The organism is Homoserinibacter sp. YIM 151385, from assembly GCF_027912415.1.
Lineage (GTDB): Bacteria > Actinomycetota > Actinomycetes > Actinomycetales > Microbacteriaceae > Schumannella.
Genome location: NZ_CP115175.1, coordinates 2,788,973 through 2,802,204, shown reverse-complemented (window position 1 = coordinate 2,802,204; position 13,232 = coordinate 2,788,973). Strand labels below are relative to the sequence as shown.

Annotated in this window: 15 protein-coding genes and 1 pseudogene; 5 read left to right on the top strand and 11 right to left on the bottom strand. The window is 71.9% G+C overall.

Features of this window, described 5'->3' with window-relative positions:
• Positions 1 to 44: 44 nt before the first annotated feature.
• Both OF852_RS13615 and OF852_RS13610 read right to left on the bottom strand, forming a co-directional pair.
• Positions 45 to 470, bottom strand: coding sequence for an ImmA/IrrE family metallo-endopeptidase (locus tag OF852_RS13615; protein WP_271119697.1), 426 nt, complete (start codon positions 468 to 470; stop codon positions 45 to 47).
• A complete protein-coding gene (locus OF852_RS13610) occupies positions 467 to 838 on the bottom strand; it encodes a hypothetical protein (protein WP_271119696.1) in 372 nt (123 codons plus the stop codon). The genes OF852_RS13615 and OF852_RS13610 overlap by 4 nt, the downstream gene beginning before the upstream one ends.
• Before the next feature lie 110 nt (positions 839 to 948).
• Between OF852_RS13610 and OF852_RS13605 the strand changes: the two genes are divergently transcribed.
• Entirely contained in the window at positions 949 to 1,194 is a 246-nt protein-coding gene (locus OF852_RS13605; protein WP_271119695.1) for a hypothetical protein, read from the top strand.
• Positions 1,195 to 1,434: 240 nt separating this feature from the next.
• On the opposite strand, the gene OF852_RS13600 is transcribed toward OF852_RS13605, so the two are convergent.
• Positions 1,435 to 1,728: a DUF2510 domain-containing protein gene (locus OF852_RS13600; protein ID WP_271119694.1), complete on the bottom strand. Its 294-nt coding sequence runs from the start codon at positions 1,726 to 1,728 to the stop codon at positions 1,435 to 1,437.
• Between the two features lie 58 nt (positions 1,729 to 1,786).
• Between OF852_RS13600 and OF852_RS13595 the strand changes: the two genes are divergently transcribed.
• The 3 genes from OF852_RS13595 to nadE all read left to right on the top strand — a co-directional run bounded on the left by OF852_RS13595 (position 1,787) and on the right by nadE (position 4,066).
• Entirely contained in the window at positions 1,787 to 2,716 is a 930-nt protein-coding gene (locus tag OF852_RS13595; RefSeq protein WP_271119693.1) for an aldo/keto reductase, read from the top strand.
• Between the two features lie 235 nt (positions 2,717 to 2,951).
• Positions 2,952 to 3,212 carry a hypothetical protein gene (locus OF852_RS13590; RefSeq protein WP_271119692.1) on the top strand — a complete coding sequence of 87 codons (261 nt, stop codon included), beginning with the start codon at positions 2,952 to 2,954 and terminating at the stop codon, positions 3,210 to 3,212.
• A 32-nt stretch (positions 3,213 to 3,244) separates the two neighbouring features.
• Positions 3,245 to 4,066, top strand: coding sequence for an ammonia-dependent NAD(+) synthetase (nadE, locus tag OF852_RS13585; RefSeq protein WP_271119691.1), 822 nt, complete (start codon positions 3,245 to 3,247; stop codon positions 4,064 to 4,066).
• A gap of 58 nt (positions 4,067 to 4,124) precedes the next feature.
• Here the strand turns inward: nadE and OF852_RS13580 are convergent, their stop codons facing one another.
• Complete coding sequence (locus OF852_RS13580) at positions 4,125 to 5,597, bottom strand: MFS transporter (protein ID WP_442908633.1); 1,473 nt, start codon at positions 5,595 to 5,597, stop codon at positions 4,125 to 4,127.
• 65 nt (positions 5,598 to 5,662) lie between these two features.
• Positions 5,663 to 6,259 (bottom strand): annotated as a pseudogene (gene ribB / locus OF852_RS13575) (3,4-dihydroxy-2-butanone-4-phosphate synthase); the annotation flags it as partial.
• A gap of 93 nt (positions 6,260 to 6,352) precedes the next feature.
• Here ribB and OF852_RS13570 point away from each other — a divergent pair.
• Positions 6,353 to 6,784 (top strand): RbsD/FucU family protein, encoded by a 432-nt coding sequence (locus tag OF852_RS13570; RefSeq protein WP_271119690.1) that lies wholly within the window; start codon positions 6,353 to 6,355, stop codon positions 6,782 to 6,784.
• A gap of 2 nt (positions 6,785 to 6,786) precedes the next feature.
• Here OF852_RS13570 and OF852_RS13565 read toward each other — a convergent pair whose 3' ends face one another.
• The 6 genes from OF852_RS13565 to OF852_RS13540 all read right to left on the bottom strand — a co-directional run bounded on the left by OF852_RS13565 (position 6,787) and on the right by OF852_RS13540 (position 13,211).
• Positions 6,787 to 7,764: a sugar-binding transcriptional regulator gene (locus tag OF852_RS13565; protein ID WP_271119689.1), complete on the bottom strand. Its 978-nt coding sequence runs from the start codon at positions 7,762 to 7,764 to the stop codon at positions 6,787 to 6,789.
• Between the two features lie 23 nt (positions 7,765 to 7,787).
• A complete protein-coding gene (locus OF852_RS13560) occupies positions 7,788 to 8,768 on the bottom strand; it encodes a sugar phosphate isomerase/epimerase family protein (protein ID WP_271119688.1) in 981 nt (326 codons plus the stop codon).
• A 77-nt stretch (positions 8,769 to 8,845) separates the two neighbouring features.
• Positions 8,846 to 9,823: a D-ribose ABC transporter substrate-binding protein gene (locus tag OF852_RS13555; RefSeq protein ID WP_271119687.1), complete on the bottom strand. Its 978-nt coding sequence runs from the start codon at positions 9,821 to 9,823 to the stop codon at positions 8,846 to 8,848.
• Positions 9,824 to 9,886: 63 nt separating this feature from the next.
• Positions 9,887 to 11,017 (bottom strand): ABC transporter permease, encoded by a 1,131-nt coding sequence (locus tag OF852_RS13550; protein ID WP_271119686.1) that lies wholly within the window; start codon positions 11,015 to 11,017, stop codon positions 9,887 to 9,889.
• Positions 11,014 to 12,567: a sugar ABC transporter ATP-binding protein gene (locus OF852_RS13545; RefSeq protein ID WP_271119685.1), complete on the bottom strand. Its 1,554-nt coding sequence runs from the start codon at positions 12,565 to 12,567 to the stop codon at positions 11,014 to 11,016. Before OF852_RS13545 ends, OF852_RS13550 begins: the two co-directional genes overlap by 4 nt.
• On the bottom strand, positions 12,564 to 13,211 hold the full coding sequence (locus tag OF852_RS13540) for a DUF2291 family protein (RefSeq protein ID WP_271119684.1): 648 nt from the start codon (positions 13,209 to 13,211) through the stop codon (positions 12,564 to 12,566). The genes OF852_RS13545 and OF852_RS13540 overlap by 4 nt, the downstream gene beginning before the upstream one ends.
• Positions 13,212 to 13,232: the final 21 nt, after the last annotated feature.

Genomic DNA, 13,232 nt, shown 5'->3' with positions numbered 1-13,232 from the left:
CGACGCGCTCCTCGGCGCCCCGGCCTCCTCGGCGAGCCGGCCTCCTAGGCGACCCGGCGGGCGGAGGCGAGCCCCTCGGGCGCATCGCGTCCGAGGCGCGACAGCCGCTCCCCGTGCCGCTCGAGGTACACGCCGAGCACCTTGCGGGTGACGCCGAGCTCGAGCGACCACCGCGTCGCATCCCCCGTCGCGCGCATCGAGTCGAGCAGGGCGGCGCGATCGACGAGCCGCTCGGCGGCGTAGCGGTCGGCCGCCGCCTCGGTTCGCGGCGTGCTGGCGCGGTGCCCGAGCACGGCGTGGCCGATCTCGTGCGCGAGGATGCAGCGCTCCTGGATGGCAAGCAGGCCCGGCCGCAGCAGCACCAGGCCCTCGTCGGGAAGCCAGAGGCCGTCGTGCCCCATGCGCGCCGTCTCGACCCGCAGCCCCAGGACCTCCGCGTGGCGGTACGGGTCGTAGGGTGCTCGGGTCACGGGTGCTCCTGCTCCGGATCTGCCTGGGTGCGGTCGTCGCCCGCGGCACGGGCTTCGATCTCATCCTGCCGGGCGGGGGCGACATCGTCGCGGGACGGGAGCGCCGAGAGCGGGGCTCGACGCCCGCCGGACTCGACACCGGCGAGGAACGCGGCCGGCTCGAAGCCGAGGACCGTGCCGAGGATCTCGATGTCGGTGAGGGTGAAGCTCTTCTCCTCGCGGAGCCGCTCGGCGAGGTAGTTCGCGGACAGGGGGCTCCGCCTGGCGATCGTCGCGATCGAGAGCCCCTGCTCGGTCTTGCGAGCGCGGAGGGCCGCCGCGACGGCGCGCGCGTAGGCGCTGGGCGACGGCTCGGCTCGACGGGGCACGTGCCACACCGTACCGAAACCGGCTGGACGCGTCTGCCCGCGCGTGCGGTTCTCCACAGGGCAACCGATATCGGTTGACGTGGTCGACGAGCGCGACGACGATGGTCCGCATGTCTGAGCGTCGGATGCCGCTGCACCTCGTCGTCGCGCGGAACCTCCTCGAGGAGCTGCGACTCCGCGAGACGCCCGCGATGCCGCCGCGACGTCGGCTCGCCGCGGAGCTCGACCTCGAGGAGGCCGAGGCGCAGCGCATCCTCGACGGCGATCGCGCGCTCGACCTCGACGAGCTCGACCGGATCGCGACGGCGCTCCTCGTCAGCCGCGCGCGGCTTCTCGGCCTGTCCGCGGGGCGTTGACCACCGTCCGCGATGCGCTGATCGGGTCGCGATCGAGACCGCCGCGATCCGACGAGGCGCAGGCTCGCGCGACGACCGTCGCGTGCGCTGGGGGAACACTGGCAGAACGATCTGTTCAGGAGCCGCAGGGCGAGCCGGCCCGCCTACCGTGGATTCGGCTGCCAGGATCCGGCAGCCGGCCGCATCCCCCCATGCGGCATCAGACGCCCCGGCGGGCTCTCCGTCGGGGCGTCGCCGCGCTCAGGCGCCGGCGGCCGCGAGGAGCATCCCCATGATCACGGCCCCGAACAGGATGACGAGGCCGCCCGCTCCGAGGACGATGAAGACGACGCCCGCGACGGGCACCTGGCGGCGAGGCGGGGCACCGGGCGCCGAGCCCGGAGCCCCCGGCGCCGCCGGGAGGCCGAGCGCCTGCCGGGCACCCGGGGCGTCGAGGTGCTCGTCGGCGAAGTAGGCGCTCCAGGCGGCGCCATCCCACCAGCGCTGACGGCCGGTCGCGGGGTCCAGGTACCAGCCTGCCGGCGTCGCGCTCATGTCGGCCGAGCCTAGCGCGGGCCTGGCGTGCAGGCGCCGGAGCGCTGAGGATGGAGGCATGAAGACCCTCCCCATCCCCGCCCTGGGCCGCTCCGCCTCCAGCGTCGTCCTCGGGCTCATGCGCATCGCCGAGCTCGACGACGAGCAGATCCGCACCCTCGTCCGCACCGCGATCGACCACGGCGTCGACGTGTTCGACCACGCCGACATCTACGGCGGCGAGCGCCACCGCTGCGAGGAGCGCTTCGGCGAGTCGGGCGCGATCCCGGCGGCCTCGCGAGGCGACGTGATCATCCAGAGCAAGGTCGGCATCCGGCCCGGCATGTTCGACTTCTCCTACGAGCACATCATCCGCACGGTCGACGAGTCGCTCGCGGCGCTGCGGACCGACTACCTCGATCTGCTCCTCCTCCACCGTCCCGACACCCTCGTCGAGCCCGAGGAGGTCGCGCGCGCCTTCTCCGAGCTGCAGGCCGCCGGCAAGGTGCGCGCCTTCGGCGTCTCGAACCACACGCCCGGGCAGATCGAGCTGCTGCGCCGGAGCCTGCCGATGCCGATCGCCGTGAACCAGGTGCAGCTCTCGATCACGCACGCGCCGATCATCGCGCAGGGGCTCGCCGCGAACATGGCGGGCCTCGACCAGTCGATCGACCGCGACGGCGGGATGCTCGACTACGCCCGCCTCCACGACATCACGCTGCAGGCGTGGTCGCCCTTCCAGAAGGGGTTCTTCGACGGCGTCTTCGTCGGCGACCGCGAGGCCTACCCGGAGCTCAACACGGCGCTCGACGAGATCGCGGCGGCGCACGGCATCACGCCCACCGGCGTCGCGGTCGCGTGGATCGCGCGCCACCCGGCCGGCATCCAGACCGTCCTCGGCACGACGAGGCCGGAGCGGGTGGCGGAGTCGGCGGCGGGCGGCGGCGTGCAGCTCAGCCGCGAGGAGTGGTACCGCCTCACGACCGCCGCCGGTCACCTCCTCCCCTGACTTCCCTCACCCCGTAGACATGTCTGTGGCGCCGGGGACGGCTGCATCACGCCGTCCCTCTCGCCGCAGACATGTCTATTGCGGGAAGGGGAGGGGGATGGGGCGGGATCGGCTGGTGAGAAGCTCCGGATCGGCTGTGCGCGGCCGGGGGACAGACGACAGGCGGCGAATAGTTCGACAGACTAGTAATTCGTCGTCCTCGGGCGACGCGCACCATCGACGAAAGGGCTCCACCATGACGATCCTCGACCGCACCCGCACCGAGATCGCCGCCTCCGAGACCCACCCCTCGCTCGGCTCCGCCGGCGCCGCCGAGGTCTCCCCCGTGACCGCGACGCTCTACCGCGTCACCTTCGGCGACGACATCGTGGGGTACATCGACTACGTCGAACCGCTCTGGATCGCCTACCGCGGGACGCGATCCGATCTCGCCGTCGAGAGCGGCCAGCACCGCTCCATGGTGCTCGCGCTGCGGGAGCTCACCGCCCGCGCTTGACGCGCACCCCTCCCCCGCGCTGGACTCTGTGGATGGAGTCCTCCCGCCCCGACATCATCCGCGACCTCGGCGTCGCCCCCGAGATCGATCCGGCCGCCGAGATCGAGCGCCGCGTCGCGTTCCTCGTCGACTATCTCGCCGCATCCCGTGCACGCGGCCTCGTGCTCGGCATCAGCGGCGGCCAGGACTCCTCGCTCGCGGGGCGCCTCTCGCAGCTCGCCGTCGAGCGCGTGCGCGCCGCCGGCGGCGAGGCGTCCTTCACCGCCATCCGACTGCCCTACGGCGCGCAGGCCGACGAGGACGACGCGCAGCTCGCGCTCCGCTTCATCCGGCCCGACCGCTCGCTCGCGATCGACATCCGACCCGGCGTCGACGCGCTCGCCGCGACCGTCGGCGAGGCGCAGGGCGCGCCCCTCTCCGACTACCAGCGGGGCAACGTGAAGGCGCGGATGCGGATGGTCTCGCAGTATGCGGTCGCCGGCACGGAGGGCGCCCTCGTCGTCGGCACCGACCATGCGGCGGAGGCCGTGACGGGCTTCTTCACGAAGCACGGCGACGGCGGCGCCGACGTGCTCCCGCTCGCCGGGCTCTCGAAGGGCCAGGGCGCCGCGCTCCTGCGCGAGCTCGATGCGCCGGCGCGGCTCTGGGAGAAGGCGCCGACCGCCGACCTCCTCGACGACCTCCCCGGCCAGACCGACGAGTCGGAGCTCGGCGTCGGCTACGCCCAGATCGACGCGTTCCTCGAGGGGCGCGAGGTGGATGCGGAGGCCGCGAGCGCGCTCGAGGCCCGCTATGCGGCGACCGAGCACAAGCGCCGACCGCCGGTCGGCGTCGACGACGACTGGTGGCGCTGAGCGCCGGGGATGACGCGCTGAGCCGCGATCCGGCTCTCCCGGCGTCACCCGGAACGCGTCAGCGCGGGAGCGCGGTCGAGGCGTCGGCGACCGAGTCGCCCGCCTCCCCTGCGCCGGACCCGCCCGCGCCCTCCTCCGAGCCGGGCGCCGGGACGGACTCCTCGTTGTCGCGGTAGAGCGCCGAGATGCGCCGGTACGACCTCGTGAGGAAGGCCAGCGCCGCGATGACGATCATGACGAGCCCCGCGACGAGGAACACGAGGGCGATGCCGCGAGCCTCCCCCTCGCCGAGCAGCCAGCCGAAGGCCTCCTTGCCGGCGGTCGAGTCCATGTAGGGGATGATCGCGAACTGCGCGATCGGCGCGATGAGGAACGCGGTGACCGGCGCCGCCGCCGACTCGAATGCCTGCGCGAAGCCGAACACGCGACCCTGCGTCCGGAAGGGCACGACGCGCTGGATGACGGTCTGCTCGGCCGCCTCGATGGCCGGCACGAGCGACATGTAGAGCCAGATCCCGAGGACGTAGATCCACCACCAGTCGCGGATCGTGAAGAGCGCGCCGAGCAGGCCCATGACCATGAGCAGGAACAGCATGGTGCGGATCGGGTTGCGGCCCAGACCGAACTTCGCGATGACGAGCCCGCCGATGATGAAGCCCGTCGAGGTCGCGCCGAGCACGATGCCCCAGATCTCGACCGGGAAGATCTCGAGGCCGTACGGGTCCATGAGCGCCATGTACACGCCGCCGATGAGGTTGTTGAAGGTCGAGAAGACGATGAGCGCGAAGAGGCCGGTCGCGGCCCGGACGGCCGTGATGCTGCCACGGAGGTCGACGAGCGGCTGCCGCTCGCCGCTGCGCTCGGGCTCGGCCTCGGGGATGCGGAGCACCAGCAGGTGGGCGAGCGCGACGGCCGTGAGGATGATCGCGATGAGCAGCGTCCACCCCATGCCGAGGAGGCCCATCGAGAGGCCGCTCAACACGCTCGTGACCATGAACGCGAGCCCCTGGACGGTGCCGACGAGGCCGTTCGCGTTCGCGTGCCGCTCCTGCGGGACGAGGAGCGTGACGGTCGTCGAGAGCGCGATGTTGCGCATGTTCTCGACGACGGCGCCCGCGAGGATCGCGAGTCCGAAGACCCAGATGAGCGGTGAGCCGAGGTCGAGCAGGGTGCGCTCCGGCACGAGCAGGTAGAGGACGCCCGCCGCGCCGAAGAGCACGAGGGTCACGATGCTCGCGAAGATCATCACCCGGTGCTTGCGATGGCGGTCGACGATCGTGCCGAACACCATCGCGAAGATCGCGATGAGCAGCATGTAGAGCCCGCCGATGACGCCGGTCGCGAGCACGGAGCGCGTCTCGAGGTAGATCCAGAAGGTCAGGGCGAACCAGAGGTAGCTCGTCGTGACGTTCGCGACGGCGGTGTTGACGAGCACGCCCATGAAGGTGCGCATCCCCCGCTCGGGCGTCTGCGAGGCGGAGATCGCGACGGGGGTCTCGGGCGCTGCGTCGCCCGACTCGCTGTGGCTCATGTGAACAACGTACACATGGCCGCCGACATCGGCCAGAGGCAGCGGGCTCAGACGGGCGAGGAGCGCAGGTACTCGACGAGGTCCGCGATCGACGCGACCAGCACCCCCTCCCGCGCTCCGATCTCGAGGAGCTCGGGGAGGCGCGCCATCTCGCCGTCGGCGCCGACGATCTCGGAGATCGCGGCCACCGGCTCGAGCCCGGCGAGGCGGAGCAGGTCGATCGCCGCCTCCGTGTGCCCGTCGCGCTCGAGCACGCCGCCCTCGACCGCGCGGAGCGGGAGGATGTGGCCGGGTCGGGTGAGCGCGCTCGGAGCCGAGGCGGGGTCGGCGAGGACACGCAGCGTGTGGGCGCGGTCGGCGGCGCTGATGCCGGTCGAGAGCCGGTCGGCCGCATCCACCGTCACGGTGTAGGCGGTGCCGCGCGGGTCCTCGTTGTCGGCGACCATGAGCGGGAGCGCGAGCCGGTCGGCGAGCTCGTTCGTCATGGGGGCGCAGATGAAGCCGGAGGAGTTGCGCACGAGCCAGGCGATCCAGGGCTGCGTCGCGTGCTGGGCGGCGAGGACGACGTCGCCCTCGTTCTCGCGATCCTCGTCGTCGACGACGATGACCGGTCGGCCGGCGGCGAGCTCGGCGACGACGTCGGGGATGGACGAGAGCGGCATGGTCCGAGTGTTCCACGGAGGCGACAGAGAGCGCGAATCCAAGCGGATGCGACTGCCTATTCAGCGACACCCGCGGTGCGCTACCGTTCGACCATGCTCAAGGGGATCGATCCGCTGCTGTCGGGAGCGCTGCTCAAGGCGCTGGATGAGATGGGCCATGCCGATCGACTGCTCCTCGTCGACCGCAACTACCCGGCGAACTCGGCCGGCGCGCCCGTCATCCGCCTCGGCGAGGTGACCGCGGTGCGCGCGATGACCGCGATCCTCTCCGTCCTCCCGCTCGACGACTTCGTCGAGCGCCCGCTCGCCCGGATGGAGACCGACGGCGATGCGGCGGTCACGACCGCCACACAGGACGAGGTCCTCCGCCTCGCCTCGGCCGAGCACGGCAGCCGGCTCGAGTACGAGGTCATCCCCCGCGAGACCTTCTACGCGGCGGCGCGCGAGTGCGTCCTCGTCGTGCACTGCCTGGAGTCCGAGCCCTACAGCTGCTTCATCCTGCAGAAGGGCGTCGTGTTCGACTGAGCTCAGCCGAGCAGCGCCCGCGCCGTGCGCGAGTCGGTGACGAGCACGTCGATCCAGCCGCCGAGCGCCGCCGCCCGGATGGCCGCGAGCTTGCGCTCGCCGCCCGCGACCGCGACGGTCCTCGGGATGCCGCGGAGCGGTCCGGCGGGGATGCCGAGCACGCGGCCGTCGAGCGCCGTCGCCACGGGCTCCCCCGCCGCATCGAAGAAGCGGAGGCAGATGTCGCCGATGGCGCCGGCCGCGACGAGCGCCTCGAGGTCCTCGCGGCTCACCGCGTTGCCGGAGCTCGCGAGCAGCGGCGAGGGCTCGACCGCGCCGATCCCCACGAGCGCGACGGTGATCCGCCGCCAGTGCGCGCCGAGGTCGGCGAGGTAGGGATCGGCGAGGATCGCATCCCGCGCGGCGGCGCTGCCGACGATGCCCGGCACAGGGAAGAAGCGGGGCGCGGCGCCCGTGACCCGGGCGAGCCGATCGGCGAGGCGCGTCGCCTGCACCTGCACCTCCGGGACGCCGATGCCCCCGATGAGCTGGACCACCTCGCGCGCCCGCCCGCCCGGGCGGGCGACCATCGCATCCACGGTGGCGAGCAGGGACGCCGACCAGGAGGAGATGCCGATTCGGTCGCTGGGGAGGAGCGTCGTGGAGAGGTAGGAGGCGGCCGCACCGCCGAGCGCGCGGAGCAGCCCCTCCTCGTCGCGCTCGTCGACCGAGGCGACGATCACGTCGGCGAGCCCGAGCCGCTCGCGGACCCGCTCCTCGAGGTCGGCGCTGACGCCCTCGGGCGAGACGACCACCGTGCGGACGATGCCCGCCTCGACCGCCTCGCGGAGGAGCCGGGAGACCTGCGACTGCGAGATCCTGGTGCGCTCCGCGATCTCGGGCTGCCGCAGCCCCTCCTCGTGGTACATCCTCGCGAGCCGCACGAGGAGCGCGAGGCGCGCCGCCGGCGGAACGGCCGGGCCGGCCGCCGACGGGCGCATCGCGGGCTCCCCGTCCGCGCCGCTCAGGCCCCGTAGAGGGCCTGCTGCGCGATGCGGTTCGCGGCGACGGCGTCGTGGCGCTCCTGCGCCGCCATGAGGCCCTCGACGTCGAGGCGCCCGAGGCCGCCCTGCACGCGCTTGAGGAAGTCGATCGCGAAATCCGCCGCCTCCACGCTGTCCTCGCGGAAGGGGAACTGGTCGAGCTGCCACACGCCCTTCCAGTCGTTCTTCTCGAGCGTCCAGAAGAACTCGAAGAGCTCGATGGGGTGCACGGAGCCCGCGATCATGTCGTCGTCCCAGCTGCGCAGGTTGTCGTTGACATCCATGCCGAAGAGCCGGCCGTAGTCGATCGCGAGCTGCGCCGAGTCGGCCGGCGACTCGCCCCCGAACAGCGCATGCCCGAAGTCGAGGAGGATGCCGACGTTCGGCAGGCCGATCCGCTCGATCCCGAGGAGGGTGCGCGACACCGAGTCGAAGCTCATGTGGACCCGGGGCTCGCGCGGCTTGTACTCGATGACGAACTTGAGGTCGGGGTTCTCGCTCGCGAGCCGGCCGACGCCGTCGAGCGACTGCTTCCAGAGCGCGCCGTGGTCGACCTGGAACGGGTAGTCCCAGCCGTCCTGCCCCGGCCACAGCTTCACGTAGTCGGCGCCGAAGTGGCGGACCACATCCGCCGCGTCGGTGATCAGCTCGTGCGCGAGCTCGCGGACACCCGGGTCGGGGTTCGTGAACGAGCCCTTCGCGAACTGGCGCGTGTAGATCTCCGGCGTGATGCCGATGACGGAGAGCCCGGCCTCGTCGAGGGCCGCGCCGACCTGCTCGTTCGAGAAGTCCCCGCCGAAGAACGGCCAGTTGAGGTCGACGACCGAGAGATCGCGGACGGTGCCCGCGAGTCGGATCGCGTCGAGGATGCTGCGCGGCTCGCCGTAGCCGTCCGTCGCGTAGCGGTCCACGTAGGTGGCGAAGTGCCAGATCCCGGCACCGAACTTCTGCTCGTCGGTCATGTCTTCCTCGTATCTCCCGTCGTGGTGGGGGCCGGGGCGCCGCGCTCAGGCGCCCCGGCCGGGTGCTCGGCTCGGGTCTAGCCCTCGAGCGCGAACAGGGTGTACTGCTCGGCGTTGTCGGCGTTGATGACGATGCAGTCGATCGACTGCTTCTCCTCGGCGCCGGTCTCGCCCGTGCGGATGAACTCGTCGGCCTGCTGCACGGCGAGCTCCGAGATCTGCACGGCGGGCTGGAGGCCGGTCGCGAGGAGCTTGCCGTCCTTGATCGCCTGCACGGCATCCGGGCTGCCGTCGAAGCCGGCGATGACGATCTGGTCGAGCAGGCCCGCCGCCTCGACGGCCGCGACGGCGCCGAGCGCCATCGTGTCGTTGCCGGCGATGATGCCCTGCACGTCCTGGCTGCGCTGGAGGAGGGTCTCGACCTTCGCGAAGGCCTCGTCCTGGCTCCAGTTCGCGGTCTCCTGCGCGACCGAGGTCAGCTCCGGGTACTGCGAGATGACGCTCGCGTAGGCCTCCGAGCGGACGCCCGCGTTGGTGTCCGTCTCCTTGCCGGTGAGCTCGATGTAGTTGCCGCCGTCGGGCAGCGCCGCCACGAACTCCTCGGCGACCGCCGCCGCGCCCTGCGCGTTGTTCGCGACGATCTGCGCCTTCGCGATGCCGGTCTCGTTGATCTCGCGGTCGATGAGGAAGACGGGCACGCCCGCGTCCTCCGCCTTCTGGATGGGGCCGACGGAGGCGTCGGCGCCGGCGTTGTCGAGCACGATGGCCTTGGCGCCCTGGCTGATGGCGGCGTCGATGAGCTCCGACTGCTTGTTCGGGTCGTCGTCGTGGGACGAGACGGAGGTCTCGTAGCCGAGCTCCTCCGCCTCCGCCTTCGCGGCGTCGGCCTCCGCCTTGAAGAACGGGTTCTCCTGGGCGGGCGTGATGATGGCGATGAGGCCGCCGGCCTCGCCGCCCTCGGCGGGCTCGTCGCCGTCGCCCGCCGCACAGCCCGCGAGGGCGAGCGCGGCGACCGAGGCGGTCGCGAGGGCCGTGAAGATGCTGCTTCGCTTCATTGCTGGGTACCTTCCTGGTTCCTTGGGGGGCCGGCCGACGGCTCTGCCGGGCGGCTGGTCCGGTCAGCGCTGGTGCACGGATGCGCTGTCGGAGTCTGGCGATGCCGCGGTCGGCGTCGCCCCGGTGGGGGGCGAGTCCTTCCCGGCGGCCGCGAGGGCGGCGTTCTTGGAGCGCGTGATGCGCTGCTGGGCCTGGTCGAGGACGACCGCGAGGATGATGACGGCGCCCTTGATGGCGACCTGCCAGAACGTCGAGACGCCGACGATGACGAGGCCGTCGCTGAGGAAGCCGATGACGAAGGCGCCGAGGAGCACGCCCCGGACGTTGCCGCGGCCGCCGGTGAGCGCCGCGCCGCCGATGACGACCGCCGCGATGGCGTTGAGCTCGAAGGTCTCGCCGGTCTGGGGTGCCGCGGCCGTCAGCTCGGAGCTGATGATGAGACCCGCGGTCGCGGCGCAGAATCCGCTGATCATGTAGACGCGGAGCTTGACCTTCTTGACCTGCACGCCCGCGAGCTCGGCGGCCCGCTCGTTGCCGCCGGTCGCGTAGACCCAGCGGCCGAAGGGCGTCTTGCGGAGCACGAAGACGGCGATGATCGCGAAGACGATCATGATCCAGATCGCGGAGGGCACGCCGAGGAGGCGGCCGCCGCCGATGAGGTTGAAGCCCGTGTTGCCGAGCTCCGGGTCGCCGCCGAGGCGCGGGTACGTCGACCCGTTCGAGATGAGCAGCGCCGCGCCTCTCGCCACGTAGAGCATGCCGAGCGTCGCGATGAACGGCGCGACGTTGAAGCGCGTGATGAGGAAGCCGTTCACGAAGCCGACGAGGGTGCCGACCGCGAGCGAGCAGAGGATCACGACCCAGACGGCGGGATAGAGCACGACATCCAGCGAGTCGATGCGCAGCCCCTGGAGGAGCACGCCCGCGACGACGCCGGAGAGCCCGACGGTCGAGCCGATCGACAGGTCGATGCCGCCCTTGAGGATCACGAACAGCATCCCGAGGGCGAGGATCGCGTTCATCGCGACGTGGCGCGTCATGGTGATGACGTTGTTCAGCGTGAGGAACGAGTCCGACAGCAGCGCGAACACGATGATGAGCACGATGAGCGCGATGAAGGCGCGCCCCTCGAGCAGGAGGGCGCCCCAGTCGAGGCGGCGGGCTCCGGCCCGGTCGGTCGTCGTCGCGGTCACTGTGCCGCTCCCTTCGTGTCGTGCGTGCCCTCGCCGCTGGCGACCATGAGCTCTTCGCGGGTGGTGGTCCTCGGGTCGAACTCGCGGACGATCCGCCCCTTCGACATGACGATGATGCGGTTGGCGGTCGTCAGCGCCTCGCCGACCTCGCTCGTCGCGTACAGGACGGCGAGCCCGCGGCGCGCCTCGCGCGCCATGAGGCCGAAGATCTCGGCTTTCGCGCCGACGTCGATGCCGCGCGAGGGCTCGTCGAGCAGGAGCACGTCGGGCCGGGTCATGAGCACCTTGCCGATGACGACCTTCTGCTGGTTCCCGCCGCTGAGCGAGGTGATGGATGCCGTGGGCCCGGAGGTCTTGACGCGCACGTCGCGCACGCCCTCCGCGATCGCCGTCTTCTCGCGACGGTCCGAGACGAACAGGCCGCGGACGAAGGCGCCGAGCGCCGACAGCGAGAGGTTCTGCCCGACCGACATGGTCTGGACGAGCCCGTCGCGCTGGCGGTCCTCGGGGACGAGCGTGAGGCCCAGCTGGATGCGCTCGGCGATCGTCTCGGCGTCGAGCTCGCGGCCCTTCACGGTGACGGTGCCGGAGAGCACGCGCCCCCGCCCGGCGAGCGCCTCGAGCAGCTCGGTGCGGCCGGCGCCCATGAGCCCGTAGAGGCAGACGATCTCGCCCTCGCGCACCTCGAGGTCGAGCGAGTCGACGCTGAGCCGGGAGGAGTTCGCGGGGTCGCCGACGCTGACCCCGCTGAGCGAGAGCGCGACCGGGCCGAACTCCTCGAGGAGGTCGGGGGCGAGGTCGCCGATGCTGCGGCCCACCATGTTCGCGATCACCCACTCGATGTCGATGTCGGCGGCCTCGGCCTGCGCGACGAGCTCGCCGTCGCGGAACACGACCGCGTGGTCGGCGATCTCGAGCGCCTCCTCGAGGTGGTGCGAGATGTAGACGATCGCGACGCCCGCGGCGGTGAGCTCGCGGATCACCTTGAAGAGCACCTCGACCTCGCTGCCGGAGAGGGCGGAGGTCGGCTCGTCCATGATGAGCACGCGGGCCTCGCCGGCGAGGGCGCGGGCGATCTCGACGACCTGCTGCTGGCCGAGCCGGAGGTCGGCGACGAGCGTGCGCGGGTCGATGGGCTCCTCGAGCCGCTCGAGGAGGCCGCGCGTGATGTCGCCCTGCGTGCGGTCGTCGACGACGATCCCGCCCCGGGCGAGCTCGCGCCCCATGAAGATGTTGTCCCGCACGGAGAGGTTCGGGCAGAGGCTCAGCTCCTGGTGGATGATCGCGATCCCGAGCGAGACGGCGTGCACCGTCCCGCGCAGCGCGACCTCCTCGCCGTCCAGCTCGAGCGCGCCGGAGGTCGGCGTCTCGACGCCGGAGAGGATCTTCATGAGCGTCGACTTGCCGGCGCCGTTCTCGCCGAACAGCACCGTCACGGCGCCGCGGCGGATCTCGAAGTCGACGCCCTTGAGCGCGCGCGTCCCGCCGTACTGCTTCGTGATCCCGACCGCGCGCATGACGACGCCGGTCCCGGTCGCGGCGGCCGTCATCCCAGCACCTCGATCTTCACGGGCACGACCGAGACGAGCGAGGGGTTCACCCGGAGGAAGGCGCCCGTCACGACGATCTGCTTCCCCTCGGCGGCCGCCGCGTCGAAGTCGTCGAGGACCTCGGCGCGAGCGCGGTTGTTGAGCTCGGTGCCGACGTTCTGGTACTCGAGCTGGTTGGTGAACTCGTTGAAGGAGATCTCGCCCGTGACATCCCGCAGCGCGGTGCCGTTGACGGCGGGGCCCACCTGCACCTGCACCGTGACGTCGTCCGGGACCCCCTCCACGGACACCGGCATGACGGGCGGCGTCGCCTCCCCCGCGGTGGCGGTGAAGGTGACCGGGAAGGCGAAGGCGCTCGAGGCGCCCGAGGTGTGCCCGAGCTCGGACTCCTCCGCCCCGTCGGCGAGCTGCTGGAGCAGATCGGCGAGATCGATCGCGTCCGCCTCCACGGCGCCCGCGATGCCCGGGTACTCCTCCTCGGCGAAGGTCGCCGCGTCGAAGCCGCCGGCGGCGCCCGCGTCGGCCTCCTCGGTGCTCACGACCTTCACGTTGAAGGCCGCGAGCACGAGCACCACGGCGATCACCGGGACGGCGATCATCCAGGGGCGGAGGCGGGTCGTCGTCTCTCGCGTGGTCGGGCTCATTCGCTCACCTGCTCCTTTGCA

Bases quoted from the DNA above. Each gene is read 5' to 3' on its own strand.
- OF852_RS13560 (WP_271119688.1), bottom strand. From the start codon at position 8,768: ATGACCGACGAGCAGAAGTTCGGTGCCGGGATCTGGCACTTCGCCACC.
- OF852_RS13580 (WP_442908633.1), bottom strand. From the start codon at position 5,597: ATGAGCCACAGCGAGTCGGGCGACGCAGCGCCCGAGACCCCCGTCGCG.
- nadE (WP_271119691.1), top strand. From the start codon at position 3,245: ATGGAGTCCTCCCGCCCCGACATCATCCGCGACCTCGGCGTCGCCCCC.
- OF852_RS13545 (WP_271119685.1), bottom strand. From the start codon at position 12,567: ATGACGGCCGCCGCGACCGGGACCGGCGTCGTCATGCGCGCGGTCGGG.
- OF852_RS13605 (WP_271119695.1), top strand. From the start codon at position 949: ATGTCTGAGCGTCGGATGCCGCTGCACCTCGTCGTCGCGCGGAACCTC.
- OF852_RS13590 (WP_271119692.1), top strand. From the start codon at position 2,952: ATGACGATCCTCGACCGCACCCGCACCGAGATCGCCGCCTCCGAGACC.
- OF852_RS13540 (WP_271119684.1), bottom strand. From the start codon at position 13,211: ATGAGCCCGACCACGCGAGAGACGACGACCCGCCTCCGCCCCTGGATG.
- OF852_RS13595 (WP_271119693.1), top strand. From the start codon at position 1,787: ATGAAGACCCTCCCCATCCCCGCCCTGGGCCGCTCCGCCTCCAGCGTC.
- OF852_RS13555 (WP_271119687.1), bottom strand. From the start codon at position 9,823: ATGAAGCGAAGCAGCATCTTCACGGCCCTCGCGACCGCCTCGGTCGCC.
- OF852_RS13570 (WP_271119690.1), top strand. From the start codon at position 6,353: ATGCTCAAGGGGATCGATCCGCTGCTGTCGGGAGCGCTGCTCAAGGCG.
- OF852_RS13565 (WP_271119689.1), bottom strand. From the start codon at position 7,764: ATGCGCCCGTCGGCGGCCGGCCCGGCCGTTCCGCCGGCGGCGCGCCTC.
- OF852_RS13600 (WP_271119694.1), bottom strand. From the start codon at position 1,728: ATGAGCGCGACGCCGGCAGGCTGGTACCTGGACCCCGCGACCGGCCGT.